Below are 15998 nucleotides of genomic sequence, written 5' to 3'. Positions count from 1 at the left end.
CGAGCACCAACAAAACCCCACGAAACAGAGCGCGCGCTCGCGTGCTCCCGATTAGGGAAGGGAGGCGATGTGGGGAGCAAGAAGAACACCAAGCAGCAACAGGAGGACTTCTACGGCGAGATGGCCGGCGCCATCGGCGGCCTGGTGATCATCACCGGCATCCTCGGTGCCATCAAAATCAAGCTGGGCCTCAACTGGCCCGTCACGATCCTGCTGGTCGTCGGCGTGCTCGTAGGCATCGGCTACGGCATCTTCAAGGCACGTGCGGCGCTGCAGCGCCGCTGGTCGGGCCAGAGCACGCCCGCCATGCAGCTGAAGCAGAAAGCGCCCGCCCAGGGTGGCGCCGCAGCGGAGACGGCCGTCGAGAGCGTTTCCGCCCACCCGGAGCTCACCGCGGCGCTGCGCACCGCCGGTGCCATCGGCCGCGACGAAATCATCCGGGCCGACGAAGTGACCGTCTCTCCCGTGCCGACGGGCAAGCAGTACGACTTCGTGCTGCCCGCCGCGCGGACCTACAGGGACGTCGAGTCACGCCTGGAGAACGTGGCCGGCTACCTGCACAAGACCCGGCTGCATCTCAGGATGGACCGCAGCCGGGACAGCGAGCGCCGCGTCCGGCTCCTGGTGCTGGACAACGAGCCGTTCTCCACGGAATTCCCTCCGCCCACCCGAGAACAGATCAAGGCCTTCCAGGGTGTGCCACTCGGACACGATGTCACCGGCCAGCTCGTCGGTGTCCGGACCTTCAGCAAGGCGTCCATGCTGGTCGGCGGCATGAGCCAGATGGGTAAAAGCACGCTCATCAACGGGCTTATCACCTGCCTGCTCATCGCATACGGAGATTTCGATCTCTATCTGCTCGACGGAAAACTGTGCGCGCTGATCAAGTACGAGAAAGCATGCGTTCGTTACGAAGCGTCCGATGACCCGGTGGTCTTCGAAAGCATGCTGGACGAGCTGAACCAGCGCGTCACGGAACGCTACGCGGAGAAGCAGGAAGCGCTGCGTAACCGGCAGCCGGAACCGAAGTTCCGCCCCGTGATCTTCATCGCGGACGAGGTGGCCGACTTCTTCGCCGACGACAGCACGCCCAAGGGAAAGGAGCGGGCACAGCGAATCGAGGAAAAAGCGCGCAAGCTCGCAGCTAAGTCCCTCGAATCGGAAATCTCCACGATCTTCCTGACACAGCGCCCGGACAAGGACGCAATTCCGGTAAAGGTCCGCTCTCAGTTCAACTACCGGATCAGCCTATACGTGGAATCAGCGGGAACCGCCAAGGTTATCCTCGGCGACTCGTACTTCAGTACCGTCGCCCCGATCGATCCCACGCAACTCAACCCCGAAATCAAGGGGCAGGGAGTACTATTCGCAGGCGGCAGGTCCACGCTGATCCGCGGATTCAATTTTCCGGACGCGTTCATGTGGGAAGTCGCGGACGAAGCACAGGCACGCCAGCAACAGAAGATCGAAGCCGACCCGGAATCTCCTCTCGCGAAGGCAATCAGCTTCATGCAGAGCAAGGGGCTTGACTTCATCTACACGGCCGAGCTGGCACCTGTGCTGGGCGTTGAGGCGAGCACTCCTCAAGATGCGGGAGAAAAGGTCGCCGAGCTGCTCAAGGGAGTCAAGCGCGGCCGCAAGTCGAACGGCCGCGGCTACCAGCTGGCGGACCTCATCGCCGCTGCCAAGGCCCGGTCGTGACCGTCACCGGCCCCGTCACAGGCCCCGTCATCGCCCCCGTCACCACCCTGTCATCCGGGCCTGCGGATTGACGGGTCCGGGCACGTCGATGACGGCCCCATGACGGGGGCTCTGACGGCTGGCATGACGGCCCTGAACAGGGATAACACCCAAAACAGCCAGGAAGGGGGGAAGTAGCGCTTGCGCCCCACCACACCGGTCATCGTCGGCATAGGAGCGAGCGCGGCCGTCGTCGTGGCCGCGCTCGTCCAGGCCGCTGGCGACGACCCCCTCAGCGCGGGCTCGGCAGCCCTGAGCCTGTCCGTCCCCGCCGCGTACAAAAACCTGATCGAGGAAGCAGGTCACACCTGCCCCGAGATCAGCCCGAACCTGCTCGCCGCACTCCTCAAACAGGAATCCGGATTCGTCCCGGACCGCACATCCCCGGCGGGCGCACAAGGCATCGCTCAATTCATGCCGTCGACCTGGGAAACTCACGGACTCGACGCCAACGGGGACGGAAAGCGTGACATCTGGGACCCCGAGGACGCCATCCCGTCCGCAGCCAAATACCTGTGTGACTCCGCCCAGGACGTAAAAAACGTTCCCGGCGACAGGACGGCCAACATGCTCGCCGCCTACAACGCAGGTGCCGACCGCGTAAAAAAGTTCGGAGGCGTCCCGCCCTACAAGGAAACTCAAAACTACGTCAAGGTGATCACCGCGACCGCCAACGCGGCGCCCCCGACCGGACCGGGCGGAACACCCGCCAATTCGGGGCAGGCATCCACCGCCCTGGCAGCCGCACAGAAAATGCTCGGCACCCCCTATTCATGGGGCGGTGGAAGCGCGAGCGGCCCCAGCAAGGGAACATGCTGCTCCCCGAATGGCCGCTCCGGTGCCCCTGTTACCGGTTTCGACTGCTCCGGGCTCACGCTCTACGCCTACGCGAAAGCCGGTATCAGCCTGCCGCGTACAGCAGCAGCCCAATACGCAGCATCCGAACCGGTCGACCCGGAGGATATGCGGCCCGGAGATCTCGTCTTCTACGGCTCCAGTGCATCGAGCATTCACCACGTCGGCATCTATGTCGGCGGCGGCTGGATCATCAACGCGCCCCGGCCCGGAACCGAAGTCCGATACGACCCCATGGACATGATGAGCGACCTGTTCGCCGTCGCCCGCCCCACTCACACACAGGAGATCTGAAGATGCGTAACCCCATCATCCTCGCCGCTGACGCCAACGGTGATGACTTGTCCGGCGGTTTCGCCAAGTTCTTCGCGACTATCTCCTCGACGGCCGGCGGACTGGTCACCAAGGCCATCGCCGCCGTGATCGCCGTCATCGCCCTGCGGATGATCGGCCAGCTGATCAACCACCCCCAGCAGGCGCTGAAGAAGGGCTCCCTGGCCGTCGGCACCCTGTTCGTCGCCGTCGTCTTGGCCCTCTACGGCGACGTCCTCTTCTCCACCGTCACCCAGGCCAAGGGCTGAAGGGACTGACATGCCTGATCCCTGCGCGAAAATCCACGGCCCTGGCAAGGAGTACTGCCTCAAGGGCCGGCAGGACGGCGGAGGCCCACCCACCACCGGCCACAACGACGGCAGCATCGTCGGCGGCGCCTCCGACCACGTCAAGGACCTCGCTGAGACTTTGATCAGGAAGATCAACGGCTTGGTGGCGCCGAACGGCACGTGGGCGCCGAAGAAGCCGGACAACTCGCTGTACGAGCCGCTGCTGTGGCTCGGCCAGCACCTCGCGGTTTCGATCTTCCTCTGCGTGGTCGTGGTGTGCGGCCTGACCGCCTGGCAGGGCATGCCGCGGCTGCGGCAGATGGGGATGTCGCTGGGGTGGACCCTGGTGGCGGTGGCCAGCATGGCCTCCGTACCCGGCGTGGTTGTGCTGCTGAACCAAGCTGTGAGTGCCTCGTTCACAGCCGCGTTCAACGGCAACGAATCATCCCTGTTCAATGTCATCCGCCATGACCTCGCCAAGGCGGACAGCCTCGGTCCCCTGGGCTCGCTGCTGATCATCTCCATGTTGGTGGTGGCGCTGGCGTTCGCGGCGCTGGTGTACATGACGCGCCAGCCCGGGATCTTGGTGTTCGTGTGTCTGGCGCCGCTGGTCCTGGCCTCGCTGGCGCGCGGGGGTGACACATCGGCGGTGTGGCGGTGGGCCAACAGGCTGTTGGGGCTGATCTTCTGCCCGTTCGCGCTGCTGGTGCTCACGCCGTTCACCGGCCTGGCCAAGGGCAACCTGATCCTGGACGGGGCACTGCTGGTTGCGGCGGACGTCATCATGCTGCGGATGATCGTCCACGGCGTGCCGTACATCGGGCCGCGGATGGCCCGCATGGCACGGACGATGGTGGAGCGCAACACGGACAACTGGCTGGCGCTGGGCGTGGTGCGTGCGGGTGTGCCGAACTTCTACGAGGAGGAGAACGCCCCGCGCGAGCCGCGCACCGTCGCCACCCCCGGCCGGGCCGTCACCAGGGATCGGGACGTGTTGTTCGCCGCCTACGGCGCCGCCCGGCCGTCCCGGCCGGGACGCCCGACCGTCGAGTCGGCGGTCGCTAAGGCGCAGGCCCCACGGGACGCGGAGCGTTACACGCGGATCATGCAGGCGCGCCAGCAGGCACGTCAACAGGCGCGGGCCGCGGCGACCCCGCAGAGCCCCGCCGCTCCCAGGACAGCAGCCCCCAGGCCGCCGGCCAATCGGCCGACGCCCCCGCCGCAGCGGCCAGCCACGCCGCCTACGCCCTGACACGGGGAGCACACAGGCTGCGGCCCCGGCCACCGCACAGGCGGTGCCGGGACCGCAGCACCGTCAGACATCAATCGCCGGACCTTCACCGCGAGGTCCGGCTCCGTGGGCCGGGATCGGCCACCTACTTCGAGGAGGATTCCGTGTATTCCCTGATGCCCGGCTACCGCGTTCCCGCGCTGCAGCGCGGTCTGTCCCCCGCCGAGACGATCCTGACGAAGGTCAACGCCGGTGTCGGCGGAGCCGTTCTCGCCTCGGCGGTGGTTTCTCCGCCGCCGCTGTGGGCGTTCGGCACGGTTGGCGCCATCGGCGCCCTGGTCAACGTCGCGCCGGGACCGCGCTCGATCGGCCGCTGGGCGGCCGTCGGCTACCGACGTCTGCGCGAACGCACCGCCCCCGAAGGCGCGTTCCACGCGCCCGGGGAGACGCGGACGTGGTCGCTTTACCCGGACCACGGCACCATGCAGGACGCCCAACGCCGGGTGGCGTTTCACGAGGCGTTCTCCCGCTCGCTGGTGTTCGCCAGTGGCCAGGCCCGCCAGGCCGGGGTGCAGGTGCACGTCACCCATGACGCCTGCAGTCAGGGCGAGTTCACCGAGCACACGCAGACGGTGTCCGTCCACGTGCCCAAGAACCTGGCCGGCCCCCGTGTCCTGGACACGATGGAGGACGAGTTCGCCTCGCTGGGCGTGCTCGACCAGGTCGAGCTGAAGCCGATCCCCAAGGTGGTCGAGCGCGGGCCGGGCTGGGTGGTCCTCGAGGACGGCCGCTACGCCTCAACCGCCCGCATTACGGCCTGGCCGGACGAGACCGACGGCGACCTGATGCCCCGCCTGCTGCTCGGCAAGGGATTGACGATGGACCGCTCGCTTGCCGTGCTGTACCGGCCGCTGCCGGCGGCGCAGTCACGCAAGTCGGCGAAGTGGTCCGTGGCGGCCGGGGAGGCGTGGACCAACGACGAGATCAAGGCCGCGGCCTTGCAGACGGCTGCCAGCACCGCGCGCAGCGCGCTAGTGCAGGGCGCCACGCTCGTCGACCTCGACGCCTACCTCACCGTCTGGGGCGAGAGCCCGGAGGCGGTGACGGATGCGCGCTGGCAGGCCTCGCTGACCGCCGACCGCCAGCGCATCCAGCTCGACTGGCTCGCCGGACAGCAGCACCGCGCGCACGTGATGACCACCCCCCACGGAGCCTCCACCAGGAAAGGGGCCATCCTCTGATGATCCGCCTGCCCTCCAACCACGCCGCGATCACGGCGCCGCTGGTCACCTCCAACGCCTCCTTTCCTGGCATCCCGATCGGCCGCTCCCTACTGGACGGCCGCCCGTTCCACCTTTCCCCCGTCCTTGTGGACGACCGCCTGCTGCCCTCGACAAACAGCCTTGCGCTGGGCGGCCTCGGCTCGGGCAAGTCGACCACAGACAAGATCCGCCAGCGCCGCGAGATCCTTAGCCACGGGCACCAGACCGTCGTCATCGACTCCTTCGGCGAGGACACGACCAAGGGTGAGTGGGCGCGGCTGACGCTCGACCTGGGCGGGCAGGTCATCAAGGCCGGCCCGGGTGGCTTCGCCCTCAACCCCTGCTCCCCGATGTTCCCGCCCGAGGTGCGGGAGCAGCTGGTGCGCTCGCTGATCGCCGCCGTTGAACCGGCCGCGCTCACCCCGCAGGCCACCCATGCTCTCCAACACGCGTTGAACCACCCCAAGGCGACCTCGCTGAATGGACTGGTCGACGCGCTCGTGCTCCCGGAGGCGGGTAGGTGGCCGACGGAGAAGCTGACCGAGTGGGGTGAGGGCGTGGCGATCGCTCTGTCCCGCTACACCGAAGGCAGCCTCCGAGGGCTCTTTGATGGCCAGGACGCCAGCCTCCCGCCGACCGATCTGCCGATCCTGTCTTTCGACTTCACCGAACTGGACCGCAACTCACCGGCCATCCCCGCTCTGATGGCCGCGGTGGCGTGCTGGGTCGAGCACGTGTGGCTTCCCCAGTCCACCGCCGTCCACCGGCACCTGGTCCTCGAGGAGGCCTGGCAGATCCTGCTGTCCGCGGCCACCGCTGAACTGATCCAGCGCCTGCTGAAGAACAGCCGCAAGGCCAACCTCAGCATGGACGTCGTCATGCACACCCTGTCCGACCTCGGCGACGGCCCGGCGCAGGACTTGGCCCGACTCTGCGAGGTCGCCCACATCGGCCGCCTCCTTCCCGAGGAAGCCGCCGCCGTCGGCGCACTGCTGGGCCTGCCTGCCTGGGCGATCGAGAAGATTCCCAAGCTGGGCCAGGGCGAGGCGGTGTGGAAGGTCGGCCCCGACTACGTCGACGTCGTCAAGACGGTCATCAGCGAACACGAGGCCAAGCTGACCGACACCTCCAGCCGACGCCGCAAGGCCCGACAGGCCCTAGCCACCGAACAGGAACCGGCAGCGACCGAGGCCAGCATCGACGCTGATGCCGATGACGCCGTTGTTGAGCGCGAGTACCTCGATGAGGACCAGGGCGATGTCATGCCGGCGTTCATCGAGCAGCAGCTCGGCGACGTCACCGACGAGGGAGACGAGGCTGACTGGGACTGGGAGATGCCTCCCAATGTCGTCGACGTCCGGCACCAGGAAGTCGTCCAGGCCGCGATGGCAGGCAGGTGCAGTGAAGCCGCCCAGCTCGCCGCGATTGGCGAACGCGAGGACATCAACGCGCACGGGATCAACAGCAACGAAGCGATCTCCTGGCTGGTGACCCGCGCGCGCGTGGCGGAACTCTGCGGAAGCCCTGACCAGGCGACGCAGCTCCGCGCTACCGTCGCCCGCATGGGCAAGGACGTCGACTGGTTCCAGAAGATCCCCGATCGCAGCACAGACAACGCCGTCTCCGTGCCACCGGCCCGGAACAGCGCTCCGCAGCCGCCCAGCCCCGCTCCGGCAGCCGGAGCGAGTGGTGAAGACGCGGCTGCCGCAGCGTCGTCGCCGCGTCGGCGGACCTGGCCCTACGTCGCCACCGTCGCGGTCCTGGCCATAACGGTCGCGGCCGTGTGGAAGAGCGCTACCCTCCAGCAGGACCACGACGAGCACCAGGCGAAAGCCGCCGCCTACAAGGGAAGGAGCGGGGCGAAGCTCAACATCGATGGTGTAAACGCCGACATCGTTGCTCACTGGATCAATCGGGAACGCGTCATCCTGGAGCTGAGTTCCTACGATGATCGAGACGCCAAGTTCCTGAGGATGGACGTGGGCGATAAGAACGCCAGCAGCCATCAGGAAGACGGCTACTTCCCCAAAGATCCACAGATCGAGCTGCCGGTCAACGATCCGCTCGCCGACGTTACGGTCCGTGTGTCGATCGGGGGGAAGACCTGGAAGGAGGGCATGCGGGCGTATCACCGCACTATCCGCCTCTCCCCTTCCGGAGTCGCGTACGACGCCGAGACCGGCCAGCGGCTCCCCTCCGACCTGTAGCCGCTGCATCCCCTGACCGATGGCCCGCACCCCGAGGCCGCTTCTTCAAGCACGTGGGTGCGGGCCATCGCCATGCCCACAGCAGTGACGTCCGGCTGCTCCGCCCTGCCCTCACTCTCTGCACCCCCGGAGCGAGGACGGGACAGGCCAGCCGGCCATCCCCCGCACACCCCCTGCGTTTGAGAAGGAGATCGTCGTCTTGTCGAAGGCCCCGGCTGTCATAGGTGTTCTGACCGAACCGCCCGCCCCCACCTGGTGGAGGGCCAACCGCCACAAGGTGCTCGGCGTGGCCGGCCTCTTGCTCGGCTACTGGATCGGCACCCACACCACCGGCAGCGTCGTACAGCAGCCGGACAGCTCGCGCCCGGGACACACCGCACCCGTCAGCCCGGGACCGAGCGGCACACACACCCTCGGTCTCGCCGCCTGACCCTGTCCTATCCCCACCGCGCCCCGCCGATCGCATCCGCGACGTCGGCGGGGCGCGGCGTTGCTTGACCTGTTGGGAGGAGATCCGTCGTGCTCACGTCCCGCCGTCCATCACCCAGACCGGCGCCGTTTCGGCCGCCACGACCCCGGCTTCGAGGCGGTGATGCGGCAGCACCCCCGCCGGCGGCACTGCACGCAGGAGCGGACTCCACGGGGAGGCCAGGGCCTTGCTGAGTACGACCGAGGTGCCTACCCCGGTCACCTGCTCACCCGCCGCCAGTTACGCGAGAGCGAGGTCAGCCCCGGAGGACACGATCTCGTCGGCATTCTGCGATGCAAGCGATGCCGCACCCGGCCGCTGTGGTCTTGCAATCACCCCGGCCGCGCCTGGCTGTACGACCTGCGACAGGCCCGCCCAAGCGGGTGCCCACGCGCGCCCAGGAATGGGAGCTGGACCGCGCCATGGCCGCCCGGCAGACCTGTCCCGCAGGAGGCCAGGACCGCGCTCAGCCATCGCCGCGGCCGCGTCGCGTTGCTGTCCCTCCAGAAGGTGCTTGAGCAGATGGAGGCGGATCACCGAACGAGCGAAGAGTGGTCCGAGCTCTGCTCAGGATCCGCGCGCCGGTGACCAATTTCGTCGGCGGCTCGAAAGGCAGTGAAGCACCCTCTGCCGCGTGACCGGCCCTGCGTAGTGTTGCGGCCGCGGCAACTGGGGTCCTGACCACGCATGTGGATGGCCGGGTCGCCGCGTGTCGACGATCTGGAGCTGACCTGGCTCGGTACCGGGATGAGGGCCGCTCGATCAGCTCGTCCAGGTCTTGATCTGAGCGGCGACTTCGCGCACCGGGAGCCCATCGCGGGCGGCGCGGGCCAGCGGGAGCACACTATCCAGGCCAGGGCTCACAGGGAGGCCGCACGCCGACAGGTAGGCCGCGGTCACGGTTGCCGCAAACAGCAGGTTCCTCATCTCCAGGCTCGGGTTTCTCGCCAGCTCGCACAGCAGCGCCGCGGCCTTGTGATGGGGTTCGGGGTAGACCTCGTGGTCAAGGATTTCGGCCCGGTGACGTGCTTCCGCCGCCACGGGCACGCCGTAGTCGACGACTTGAGGGTCCCCCGGGATCTGCTGCGCCACGGCCAGGATCCACGCCAGATCGATGCGGAGGTTCACGCGGCGTCCCTCGGTGCCGTCTCCGCCGGGGCGTCCGGGAGGCCGGGGTACCGGTCCTCGCCGACCTCCGCATCGAAGGCGTCCGTGTACGCGGCCAGGAAGGATGCAGCTCCGGCCATGAAAGCGGCCCGAGCCTGGTTCACGTCGGCCTGGATGAGGTCAGCCACATACCCCTGAAGGCTCAGCCCGCGGCGCTTGGCCCGGTCCTCGGCAGCTGCTTTCAGATCTTCGTCCAGGCGGATGTTCGTCTGCTTTCCCATACCAGCGCTGTAGCTATGTGCCGGTACCAGTGCCTAGCAGCTCAGGGAGGTCGGTCCTCTCTGCCCGGACCCGACCGGGAGCTTGGGATCATGCCGGGGCAAGTGGGACGGGCACGCCGGGAGGGGCAACACCATCGACCTTGAAGACCGCGTCAACCGCGTGTTCAACCCGGACCTGCGTCCCCTCGTCAGCGAGGCCTACCGCTGCTACGTCTCCGGCTCGGCCCGCGGCGCGATCGTCCTGACGTGGACAGCTGTCTGCGCCGACCTCATCGCCAAGGCCCAGATCCTCCACGAAGAGGGTGAGAGCCAGGCCCTCGTCGCCGACGTCGAACGAGCGCAGGGCAGCGCGGAGACCGAAGCGATACCGATCATGCTCACCCTGGAGAGGACCCTGCTCGACACGGCGGAGAAGCTCGAACTGATCGACTTCACCCAGTGCAAGCAGCTCGAGCGCATCCGCGATGACCGCCACCTGTGTGCGCACCCGTCCGACTCCTGGGCGAACTTTACGAGCCGACGATGGAGTACGCCCGCGCCCACCTCGCGGCCGCTCTGGAAGCCGTGCTCATCCATCCTCCGAGCCAGGGGCGCAAGATCGTCGACAGCTTCCTCAAGTACGTCGTGGACCCCGGCTTCGTCTATGACACCGAATTTCTCACCCATACCTTCTTCGACCGCGTCCGCCCCAGCGCCAGGTCCAAGGTCGTCGAGGCCGCGGCCAAGTTCGCCGTCCTCGCGCTCGAGGACCCCGCGATCCAGATCACACCGGAGGCCTTCGCCGACCGGATGGCCAAGTGCCTGCGCAGCTTCGCCGAACGCGATGCTGACCTCGTCAAGAAGGCCGCCGCCAAGCAGATGGCTCGCCTAGAGACGGCCGAACCCTCCGTCCAACTCCTGGCACTCGGCCGGCTCGGCGACCTCCCCGCCTTCTGGGCCTCCCTCGGCACCCCCGTGCGCAACCTCCTGAACGCAAAGATCGAGCCGATCGGGAAACGACCGCCGTACCAAGAGATCACCACCGCCGAGACCAAAGCCCTGGCCCTGGTCGCGCACCCCGAGCTCCGAGCGACGCTGCCCGCGCTCACCGAAGCGTTCGTCAATCTCTGGTACATCCCCCGCGCCGACATCATCGAGCAGCGCCCTGACCCCTACTTCGCGCCATTCCTCCCAGCGCTGTTCAAGGACGTGGGCTCCTTCGACCAGAGTGGAACGACAACGGCCAGTGCTGGGGTCGTGCCATGCCCCATTTACCTCGTCGAGCTCTACACCCTCACCAGCCATCTCGGCGACGGACGTAGGCGCCTGTGGGCGCCGATCCTGGAAGACGTCCGGGGCGATGAATGGCTCTTCAACCTCATCGCCTCCAGCATCGGATCGACTGAGAGCCACACGGTCTGACCGGTCCCTGTCGGACTGAACGGACTCAGGAACCGCTCCTGACGGACGGAGGCCCCCTGCGCTGCCGATGGGGCAGCGCACGAGGCTTCGCCGGCGGACCGCCGTGTCGCCCGACGATCCGACTTCCCGATGATCAGGCGCTTGAGCTTGAGCTGGGTGCCTTTTCTCGATGTTCTTTTGCTTGAGCGGGAGGTCCAGGGCCCGGCACAGATCGCGGGCGCGCATCGGTCCAGCAGCGTCGGCGAAGACGTCGAGGATCTGCTGGTAGACCGGGTGGGCTGGCAGGACGGGCGGCTCTTCGGCTGGCTCCGGGGTCGCCGGCGGGAGGGCGAGGAGCGTCTTGCGGGTTCACCGCCAGGCTCTCGATCTCCTCCTCGAGTTCACGCAGGCGCACGGTGAGTTCGTCCATCTGCGCACGGATCTGCGCTGCATCGCCGACGTCCTCGCGTTCGCGTGCGTCGATCCGCTCCACAAGCGGCGTGACCTGGGCGTCCACGCGGTCACCCGCGCCAGGTGGGCGTGGTCTGGCCAGTGAGGCGGCGCGCTATCACCGCGATCACCGGCTCGATCAGCGCCCACCGCTCATCGGACAGGTCGCTCTTGTAAGGCTTGCGGTCGCTCACACAGACAGCCCAACAGGACCAATCAGCCCGACCGGGCCGAACCGCCCAAACCCGCTCGATCAGGCGACCACAAGACCGCCATACCAGCTCAGAATGACCTCTCATAGGCTCCGAGTCCCAACTGAAGCAGGCACAACGACTTGTGGTGCTCAAGACGCCTCATTCGAACCTCGACTCACGCATGCCTCCTCAGCGCAGGGCGGCCGACGGGTGCCGCCCGGCATCACGGCCAGAATCTGTGCAAGAACGTCCGCGGCCGCGCGACGGCGTGCGGGCTGCGCTGACCAGATGGCCGGTAGCACGACGCCGACGAAAAGGCAGGCGAAGACGGCGACTAGCAGGACAGGAAGACCCCAGGGGATCCCGAGCATTGAGACTCCTCGCGTACTGACAGCGGCGCGGACACTCCGACACTGGCATTCGTCCGGGCTTCGCCGGTCAGACGCTGAATAGTTCTGAATCTCAGAGTCGTTGACGCAGGTCAGAACCTACGCTGGGAAGCATCGCGGTGAAAACGGGGTTAAGGACGGAGTGAGTGATGGCAGCGGGGGAGCCGCCTCAGGCGGTGGTGAGCTTCTGCAGACAACTACGGCGCCTGGTCCGCGAGTGCGGCATTGCCCAAAGCGACGTGGCCAGGGCCCTCCACCGCAGCAACGGCGCAGTTTCAGCTCTCCTCAACGGGCAGCGCACCACCCCGCCGCCCTGGGACGACGTGGCACGCATCGTGGAGTACTGCGGGAGCCACCGTGCGGGTAGCCCTGCGGCAGTAAGCCTTGACCTGTCGTGGTGGCGGCATCGCCACCACGAGATGCAGATCAGCGCCGAAGAGCCGCGGAGTGAGAAGCGTCCCCGCCCCTTACCGTTTCCGCCACCACCGGAGCTGGTTGAAATCCCCGACGACTTCGCTAGCGCTGTCGACGTACTGACCGCCGGCCGAGAGGACTTCAAAGGACTTGCGGCGGAACTGCTGGAGCCGCTCACCCTGAGCGGCGCTGCGTCCAATGGCCTGCCCGCAGTAATGGAGGGATTCGGTGACAGAGTCCGCTCCAGCCATGGGATTGCACGTACCGCACTGCTGGTCGCAGCCGACCGGACCATCTTGATCACAGCGTTCTGCGACGCCGTGGCCGGCTCCGGCATCCACTACGGACCCGAGCTCGGATACCAGCAAGGAGACATGACCACCCAGATCGTCGCCGAACTCGAGCAGGTAGTCCTCGGCACGGACCGGGTCAGAGACGCCGGCGAACTACGCCGGGAGATCACTGCCGCTTATACCTACGCTGCCAGCATCGTGCATGGCGAAGGCAGCCCCCAGGACCAGTATCCCGAAGACCTGGCGCACCAGGCCTGGCAACGCTACGAAGCCCTCATGGCCTCGGCTACATGGGACTGTCCTGAGCTACGCCTGACCTCCAACACCGAAGACCCGCCCGAGGTCGCCGAGGAGGGGCTTCAGCCGCCCGGGCCCAGCTGTGCGCTGCAGCCGCTGTCGCACTGGTTAGGTCAGTTCGCCGCCGATCCCGCCCCTGCCCACCGGTACCGCAGACTGCTCCGCGCGCCTGTCGCTGACGCCGACGATGACGGCCCGGTGATGCCCACCCTGCAAGACGGATACGTCGACCCGGCCTTCCGCCTGGCGCACGAGCATTCCAGCAGCCGGCATCTGTCCAGCGACGAGTGGTGGCTCGCGCAGCCTGAGCGTGAGGACCTCGGTGAGTTCCTCGCCGCCCACCTCCTCACCGCCCACGCCATCAGTGCCCCCTTGGTCATCCTGGGCCACCCGGGCTCGGGAAAGTCACTGCTGACCAAGCTCCTTGCCGCACGGCTACCTGCAGCAGAGTTCTTCTGCCAGCGTGTCGAGCTACGCCACATCCCCGCGGACCTGGACATCCAAGAACAGCTCGAAGAATCCCTCAGACGCTCCAACGGCACCCTCACCCCCTGGCCCGAGGCCGCCGAACCCGGCACGGTCCGGGTCATCGTCCTGGACGGTTTCGACGAACTCCTGCAGGCGGCTTCTGCCGACTACACCCGTTACTCCAACTACCTGCACGACCTGGCCGCCTTCCAACGACGCGAACATGAACTCGGCCGCCCCACGATTGCAGTCGTCACCAGCCGTACCGTCGTCGCCGACCAGGCCCCCACCCCACGACTGAGCACCGTCATCCGCCTGGAACCCTTCGACGAGGCCCGCATCGAACACTGGATTCGAGTCTGGAACACCGTCAACCGCCGCTACTTCACCGCACGCAACCTGCAGCCCCTGGATCCTGAAGTACTGCAGCTGCACGGCGACCTCATTAGCCAGCCTCTACTGCTGCTGATGCTCGCCCTCTACGACGCCTCATCAAACGCCTTACACCAGCTGAAAGGCGAGGGCATCGGACGACTCGGCCTCTACGACAGGCTCTTGACCGAGTTCACCCGCCGCCAGGTGGCCAAGCACAATGGCGCCCAGCCCCCCGCAGCAGAAGCCGCCGTCGTCGCACACGAACTGCAACGCCTCGCCGTGATCGCTGTCGGCATGTTCAACCGGCGAAGCCAGGGCATCACCGCGTCCGAAGCGCACGCCGACCAGATCGCTCTCCTCGACGCAGACGTTGCCCCCTCACCGCTGCTCTTCGGCCGCTTCTTCTTCATCCACGAAGCCCAAGCCGTCGTCACCGGCCAGCACAGACACTCCTACGAGTTTCTGCACGCCACCTTCGGCGAATACCTCACTGCCCGACTCATAACCGACGAACTGAAGCACCTCCTGCACGCCGACTCCGCGCAACGCACCGCTGTCACCGTGGACGACCGGCTGCATGCTCTGATGTCCCACGTGCCGCTCGTCGACCGTGCCGAAGTGGTACGCAACCTCAGCGATCTGATCAGCGGCCTCAGTCAGCAAATGCGCAACCAGCTCACCACCCTGCTGATCGGCCTGTTCGAAGCAGCCTCCGACAACACCACCCGACCCAACCAGCTGCCTTACGAGCCTCTCCCCGCTCGCCGCGCTGAACGAGAGGCCGTCTACAGCGCGAATCTGCTCCTGCTCGCCGTACTGGCAGAGGGCAGCGTCCGCGTCTCACGCCTCTTCGACTCGCGCGACCCGGTCGACTCCTGGCGACGCCAGAGCATGCTGTGGCGATCCCAGCTCAGCGAGGCGTCCTGGACCACCCTGACCGGCACCCTCACCACGGAGCCGTGCACGGACTCGCACACCCGCAACCCCGACGTGCTCATACGCCTGATCCCTGCCGACCGCGCCGACCACCTTGTCTGGCCTGCGCACCATGATCCTCAAGCGCCGAACCCAGTCCCCTACCGGCATCACGAGCCGACCAGTCTCCTAGACCTCCACAGGACCGCAGCCTTCACACACGACATCAGTTCGCTGCATGTCCTGCACGCCGTGGCCCCCCTTGCGCAGCACTTGCCGACCGCCCTGGAGACCTACCACGTCACTGACAACCAACACACCCGCTCCCTCGCACACACGCTTCTCGCCCTGCTCGATCCGCCCACCCCCACCCCGTTCGCTGCCCCTGAAGCGCTAGTCGACCTCCTTAACGCTTTGCCCGCCCAGGAGCGCACGGCGGCAGCGGATATCCTCGCGCGCCTGCTCTTCCACGCCGTCCCGCACCAGTCCGCCCACGCTGTCACCGGTGTCCTGGACCAGCTCACGTCCCTACGAGCCACCGGCTCACGCGGCCTGAAAGCAACCACCTGGCTGATCCTCGCCCAGTGCGCCCAAGCCATCGTCGGACACCCAGACGCCCCTCACGCGCAGCTCGACGCAGTCACCGCACGCTTCGGCCCCCAAGCCCCGGCCCTCGAAAGCGCCACCGCCCTGCAGCGGCTTCAGTGCCTGCTCATCGAGGCCGGCACAACAGCCACTTGGAACGCCGTCGAACGCCCGGCCGCCACCACCGTACTCACTACCGCCCTCGAACTCCTCCAGGAAGTCCCACCGGCCAGCAGACCTGCACACACGGTCGTTGAACTCCTTCGCCTCGCACAAGACCTCAACGCCGCAGACTGGCTGGCTGAACACGCAGAGCCCCTGCTGGAAACGCTCTCCACCGAGGGACTGTACAGACTGCGTCCGACAGACATCAGCTGGCTTCGTCCCACCATTCACAGCGCGAGCCTGCTCACTGAGCTCGACGAGATCCGCAACTGCTGGCACCGGACGTGATGCCCTCTGCCTACCAAAGGGCACTGCCCCG

At 67.1% G+C, this 15998-nt stretch carries 13 protein-coding genes and 1 pseudogene; 10 read left to right on the top strand and 4 right to left on the bottom strand.

The annotated features are described in order from the left end of the window. Positions 1-69: 69 nt before the first annotated feature. The 7 genes from ACZ67Q_RS37900 (at position 70) to ACZ67Q_RS37870 (ending at position 8327) form a co-directional block, all read left to right on the top strand. A complete protein-coding gene (locus ACZ67Q_RS37900) occupies positions 70-1701 on the top strand; it encodes an FtsK/SpoIIIE domain-containing protein (RefSeq protein WP_471191717.1) in 1632 nt (543 codons plus the stop codon). 180 nt (positions 1702-1881) lie between these two features. Next, positions 1882-2889 (top strand): C40 family peptidase, encoded by a 1008-nt coding sequence (locus tag ACZ67Q_RS37895; RefSeq protein ID WP_471191714.1) that lies wholly within the window; start codon positions 1882-1884, stop codon positions 2887-2889. 2 nt (positions 2890-2891) lie between these two features. After that, positions 2892-3176 carry a hypothetical protein gene (locus ACZ67Q_RS37890; RefSeq protein ID WP_471191711.1) on the top strand — a complete coding sequence of 95 codons (285 nt, stop codon included), beginning with the start codon at positions 2892-2894 and terminating at the stop codon, positions 3174-3176. 10 nt (positions 3177-3186) lie between these two features. Continuing rightward, positions 3187-4449: an energy-coupling factor transporter transmembrane component T family protein gene (locus ACZ67Q_RS37885; RefSeq protein WP_471191709.1), complete on the top strand. Its 1263-nt coding sequence runs from the start codon at positions 3187-3189 to the stop codon at positions 4447-4449. A 143-nt stretch (positions 4450-4592) separates the two neighbouring features. After that, positions 4593-5669 (top strand): hypothetical protein, encoded by a 1077-nt coding sequence (locus tag ACZ67Q_RS37880; RefSeq protein ID WP_471191706.1) that lies wholly within the window; start codon positions 4593-4595, stop codon positions 5667-5669. Continuing rightward, positions 5669-7897 carry a hypothetical protein gene (locus ACZ67Q_RS37875; protein WP_471191704.1) on the top strand — a complete coding sequence of 743 codons (2229 nt, stop codon included), beginning with the start codon at positions 5669-5671 and terminating at the stop codon, positions 7895-7897. Before ACZ67Q_RS37880 ends, ACZ67Q_RS37875 begins: the two co-directional genes overlap by 1 nt. Positions 7898-8096: 199 nt before the next feature. Continuing rightward, positions 8097-8327 carry a hypothetical protein gene (locus tag ACZ67Q_RS37870; RefSeq protein ID WP_471191701.1) on the top strand — a complete coding sequence of 77 codons (231 nt, stop codon included), beginning with the start codon at positions 8097-8099 and terminating at the stop codon, positions 8325-8327. A gap of 801 nt (positions 8328-9128) precedes the next feature. Here the strand turns inward: ACZ67Q_RS37870 and ACZ67Q_RS37865 are convergent. From ACZ67Q_RS37865 to ACZ67Q_RS37855, 3 genes are all read right to left on the bottom strand, one after another. Further along, positions 9129-9494 carry a hypothetical protein gene (locus ACZ67Q_RS37865; RefSeq protein ID WP_471191698.1) on the bottom strand — a complete coding sequence of 122 codons (366 nt, stop codon included), beginning with the start codon at positions 9492-9494 and terminating at the stop codon, positions 9129-9131. After that, positions 9491-9754: a hypothetical protein gene (locus ACZ67Q_RS37860; protein WP_471191695.1), complete on the bottom strand. Its 264-nt coding sequence runs from the start codon at positions 9752-9754 to the stop codon at positions 9491-9493. The genes ACZ67Q_RS37865 and ACZ67Q_RS37860 overlap by 4 nt, the downstream gene beginning before the upstream one ends. A gap of 88 nt (positions 9755-9842) precedes the next feature. Beyond that, on the bottom strand, positions 9843-10241 hold the full coding sequence (locus tag ACZ67Q_RS37855) for a hypothetical protein (protein WP_471191692.1): 399 nt from the start codon (positions 10239-10241) through the stop codon (positions 9843-9845). 35 nt (positions 10242-10276) lie between these two features. Here ACZ67Q_RS37855 and ACZ67Q_RS37850 point away from each other — a divergent pair, with 35 nt between their 5' ends. After that, positions 10277-11155, top strand: coding sequence for a hypothetical protein (locus ACZ67Q_RS37850; protein WP_471191689.1), 879 nt, complete (start codon positions 10277-10279; stop codon positions 11153-11155). Between the two features lie 340 nt (positions 11156-11495). Beyond that, on the top strand, positions 11496-11690 hold the full coding sequence (locus ACZ67Q_RS37845; RefSeq protein WP_471191686.1) for a hypothetical protein: 195 nt from the start codon (positions 11496-11498) through the stop codon (positions 11688-11690). Here the strand turns inward: ACZ67Q_RS37845 and ACZ67Q_RS37840 are convergent. Continuing rightward, a pseudogene (locus ACZ67Q_RS37840) lies at positions 11680-11778 on the bottom strand (IS5/IS1182 family transposase); the annotation flags it as partial. The gene ACZ67Q_RS37845 and the pseudogene ACZ67Q_RS37840 sit on opposite strands and share 11 nt — an antisense overlap. Positions 11779-12316: 538 nt before the next feature. Between ACZ67Q_RS37840 and ACZ67Q_RS37835 the strand changes: the two are divergent. Beyond that, entirely contained in the window at positions 12317-15967 is a 3651-nt protein-coding gene (locus ACZ67Q_RS37835; protein ID WP_471191683.1) for an NACHT N-terminal helical domain 7-containing protein, read from the top strand. Positions 15968-15998: the final 31 nt, after the last annotated feature.

This window comes from Streptomyces sp. NPDC036813 (genome assembly GCF_055609245.1).
Note: the sequence above shows the minus strand (reverse complement) of the source record. Positions and strands in the feature narration are given on the sequence as shown.

Coding starts and splice junctions, on each gene's coding strand:
- ACZ67Q_RS37850 (WP_471191689.1), top strand. CDS start 10,277: ATGGAGTACGCCCGCGCCCACCTCGCGGCCGCTCTGGAAGCCGTGCTC.
- ACZ67Q_RS37875 (WP_471191704.1), top strand. CDS start 5,669: ATGATCCGCCTGCCCTCCAACCACGCCGCGATCACGGCGCCGCTGGTC.
- ACZ67Q_RS37885 (WP_471191709.1), top strand. CDS start 3,187: ATGCCTGATCCCTGCGCGAAAATCCACGGCCCTGGCAAGGAGTACTGC.
- ACZ67Q_RS37835 (WP_471191683.1), top strand. CDS start 12,317: ATGGCAGCGGGGGAGCCGCCTCAGGCGGTGGTGAGCTTCTGCAGACAA.
- ACZ67Q_RS37890 (WP_471191711.1), top strand. CDS start 2,892: ATGCGTAACCCCATCATCCTCGCCGCTGACGCCAACGGTGATGACTTG.
- ACZ67Q_RS37860 (WP_471191695.1), bottom strand. CDS start 9,754: ATGGGAAAGCAGACGAACATCCGCCTGGACGAAGATCTGAAAGCAGCT.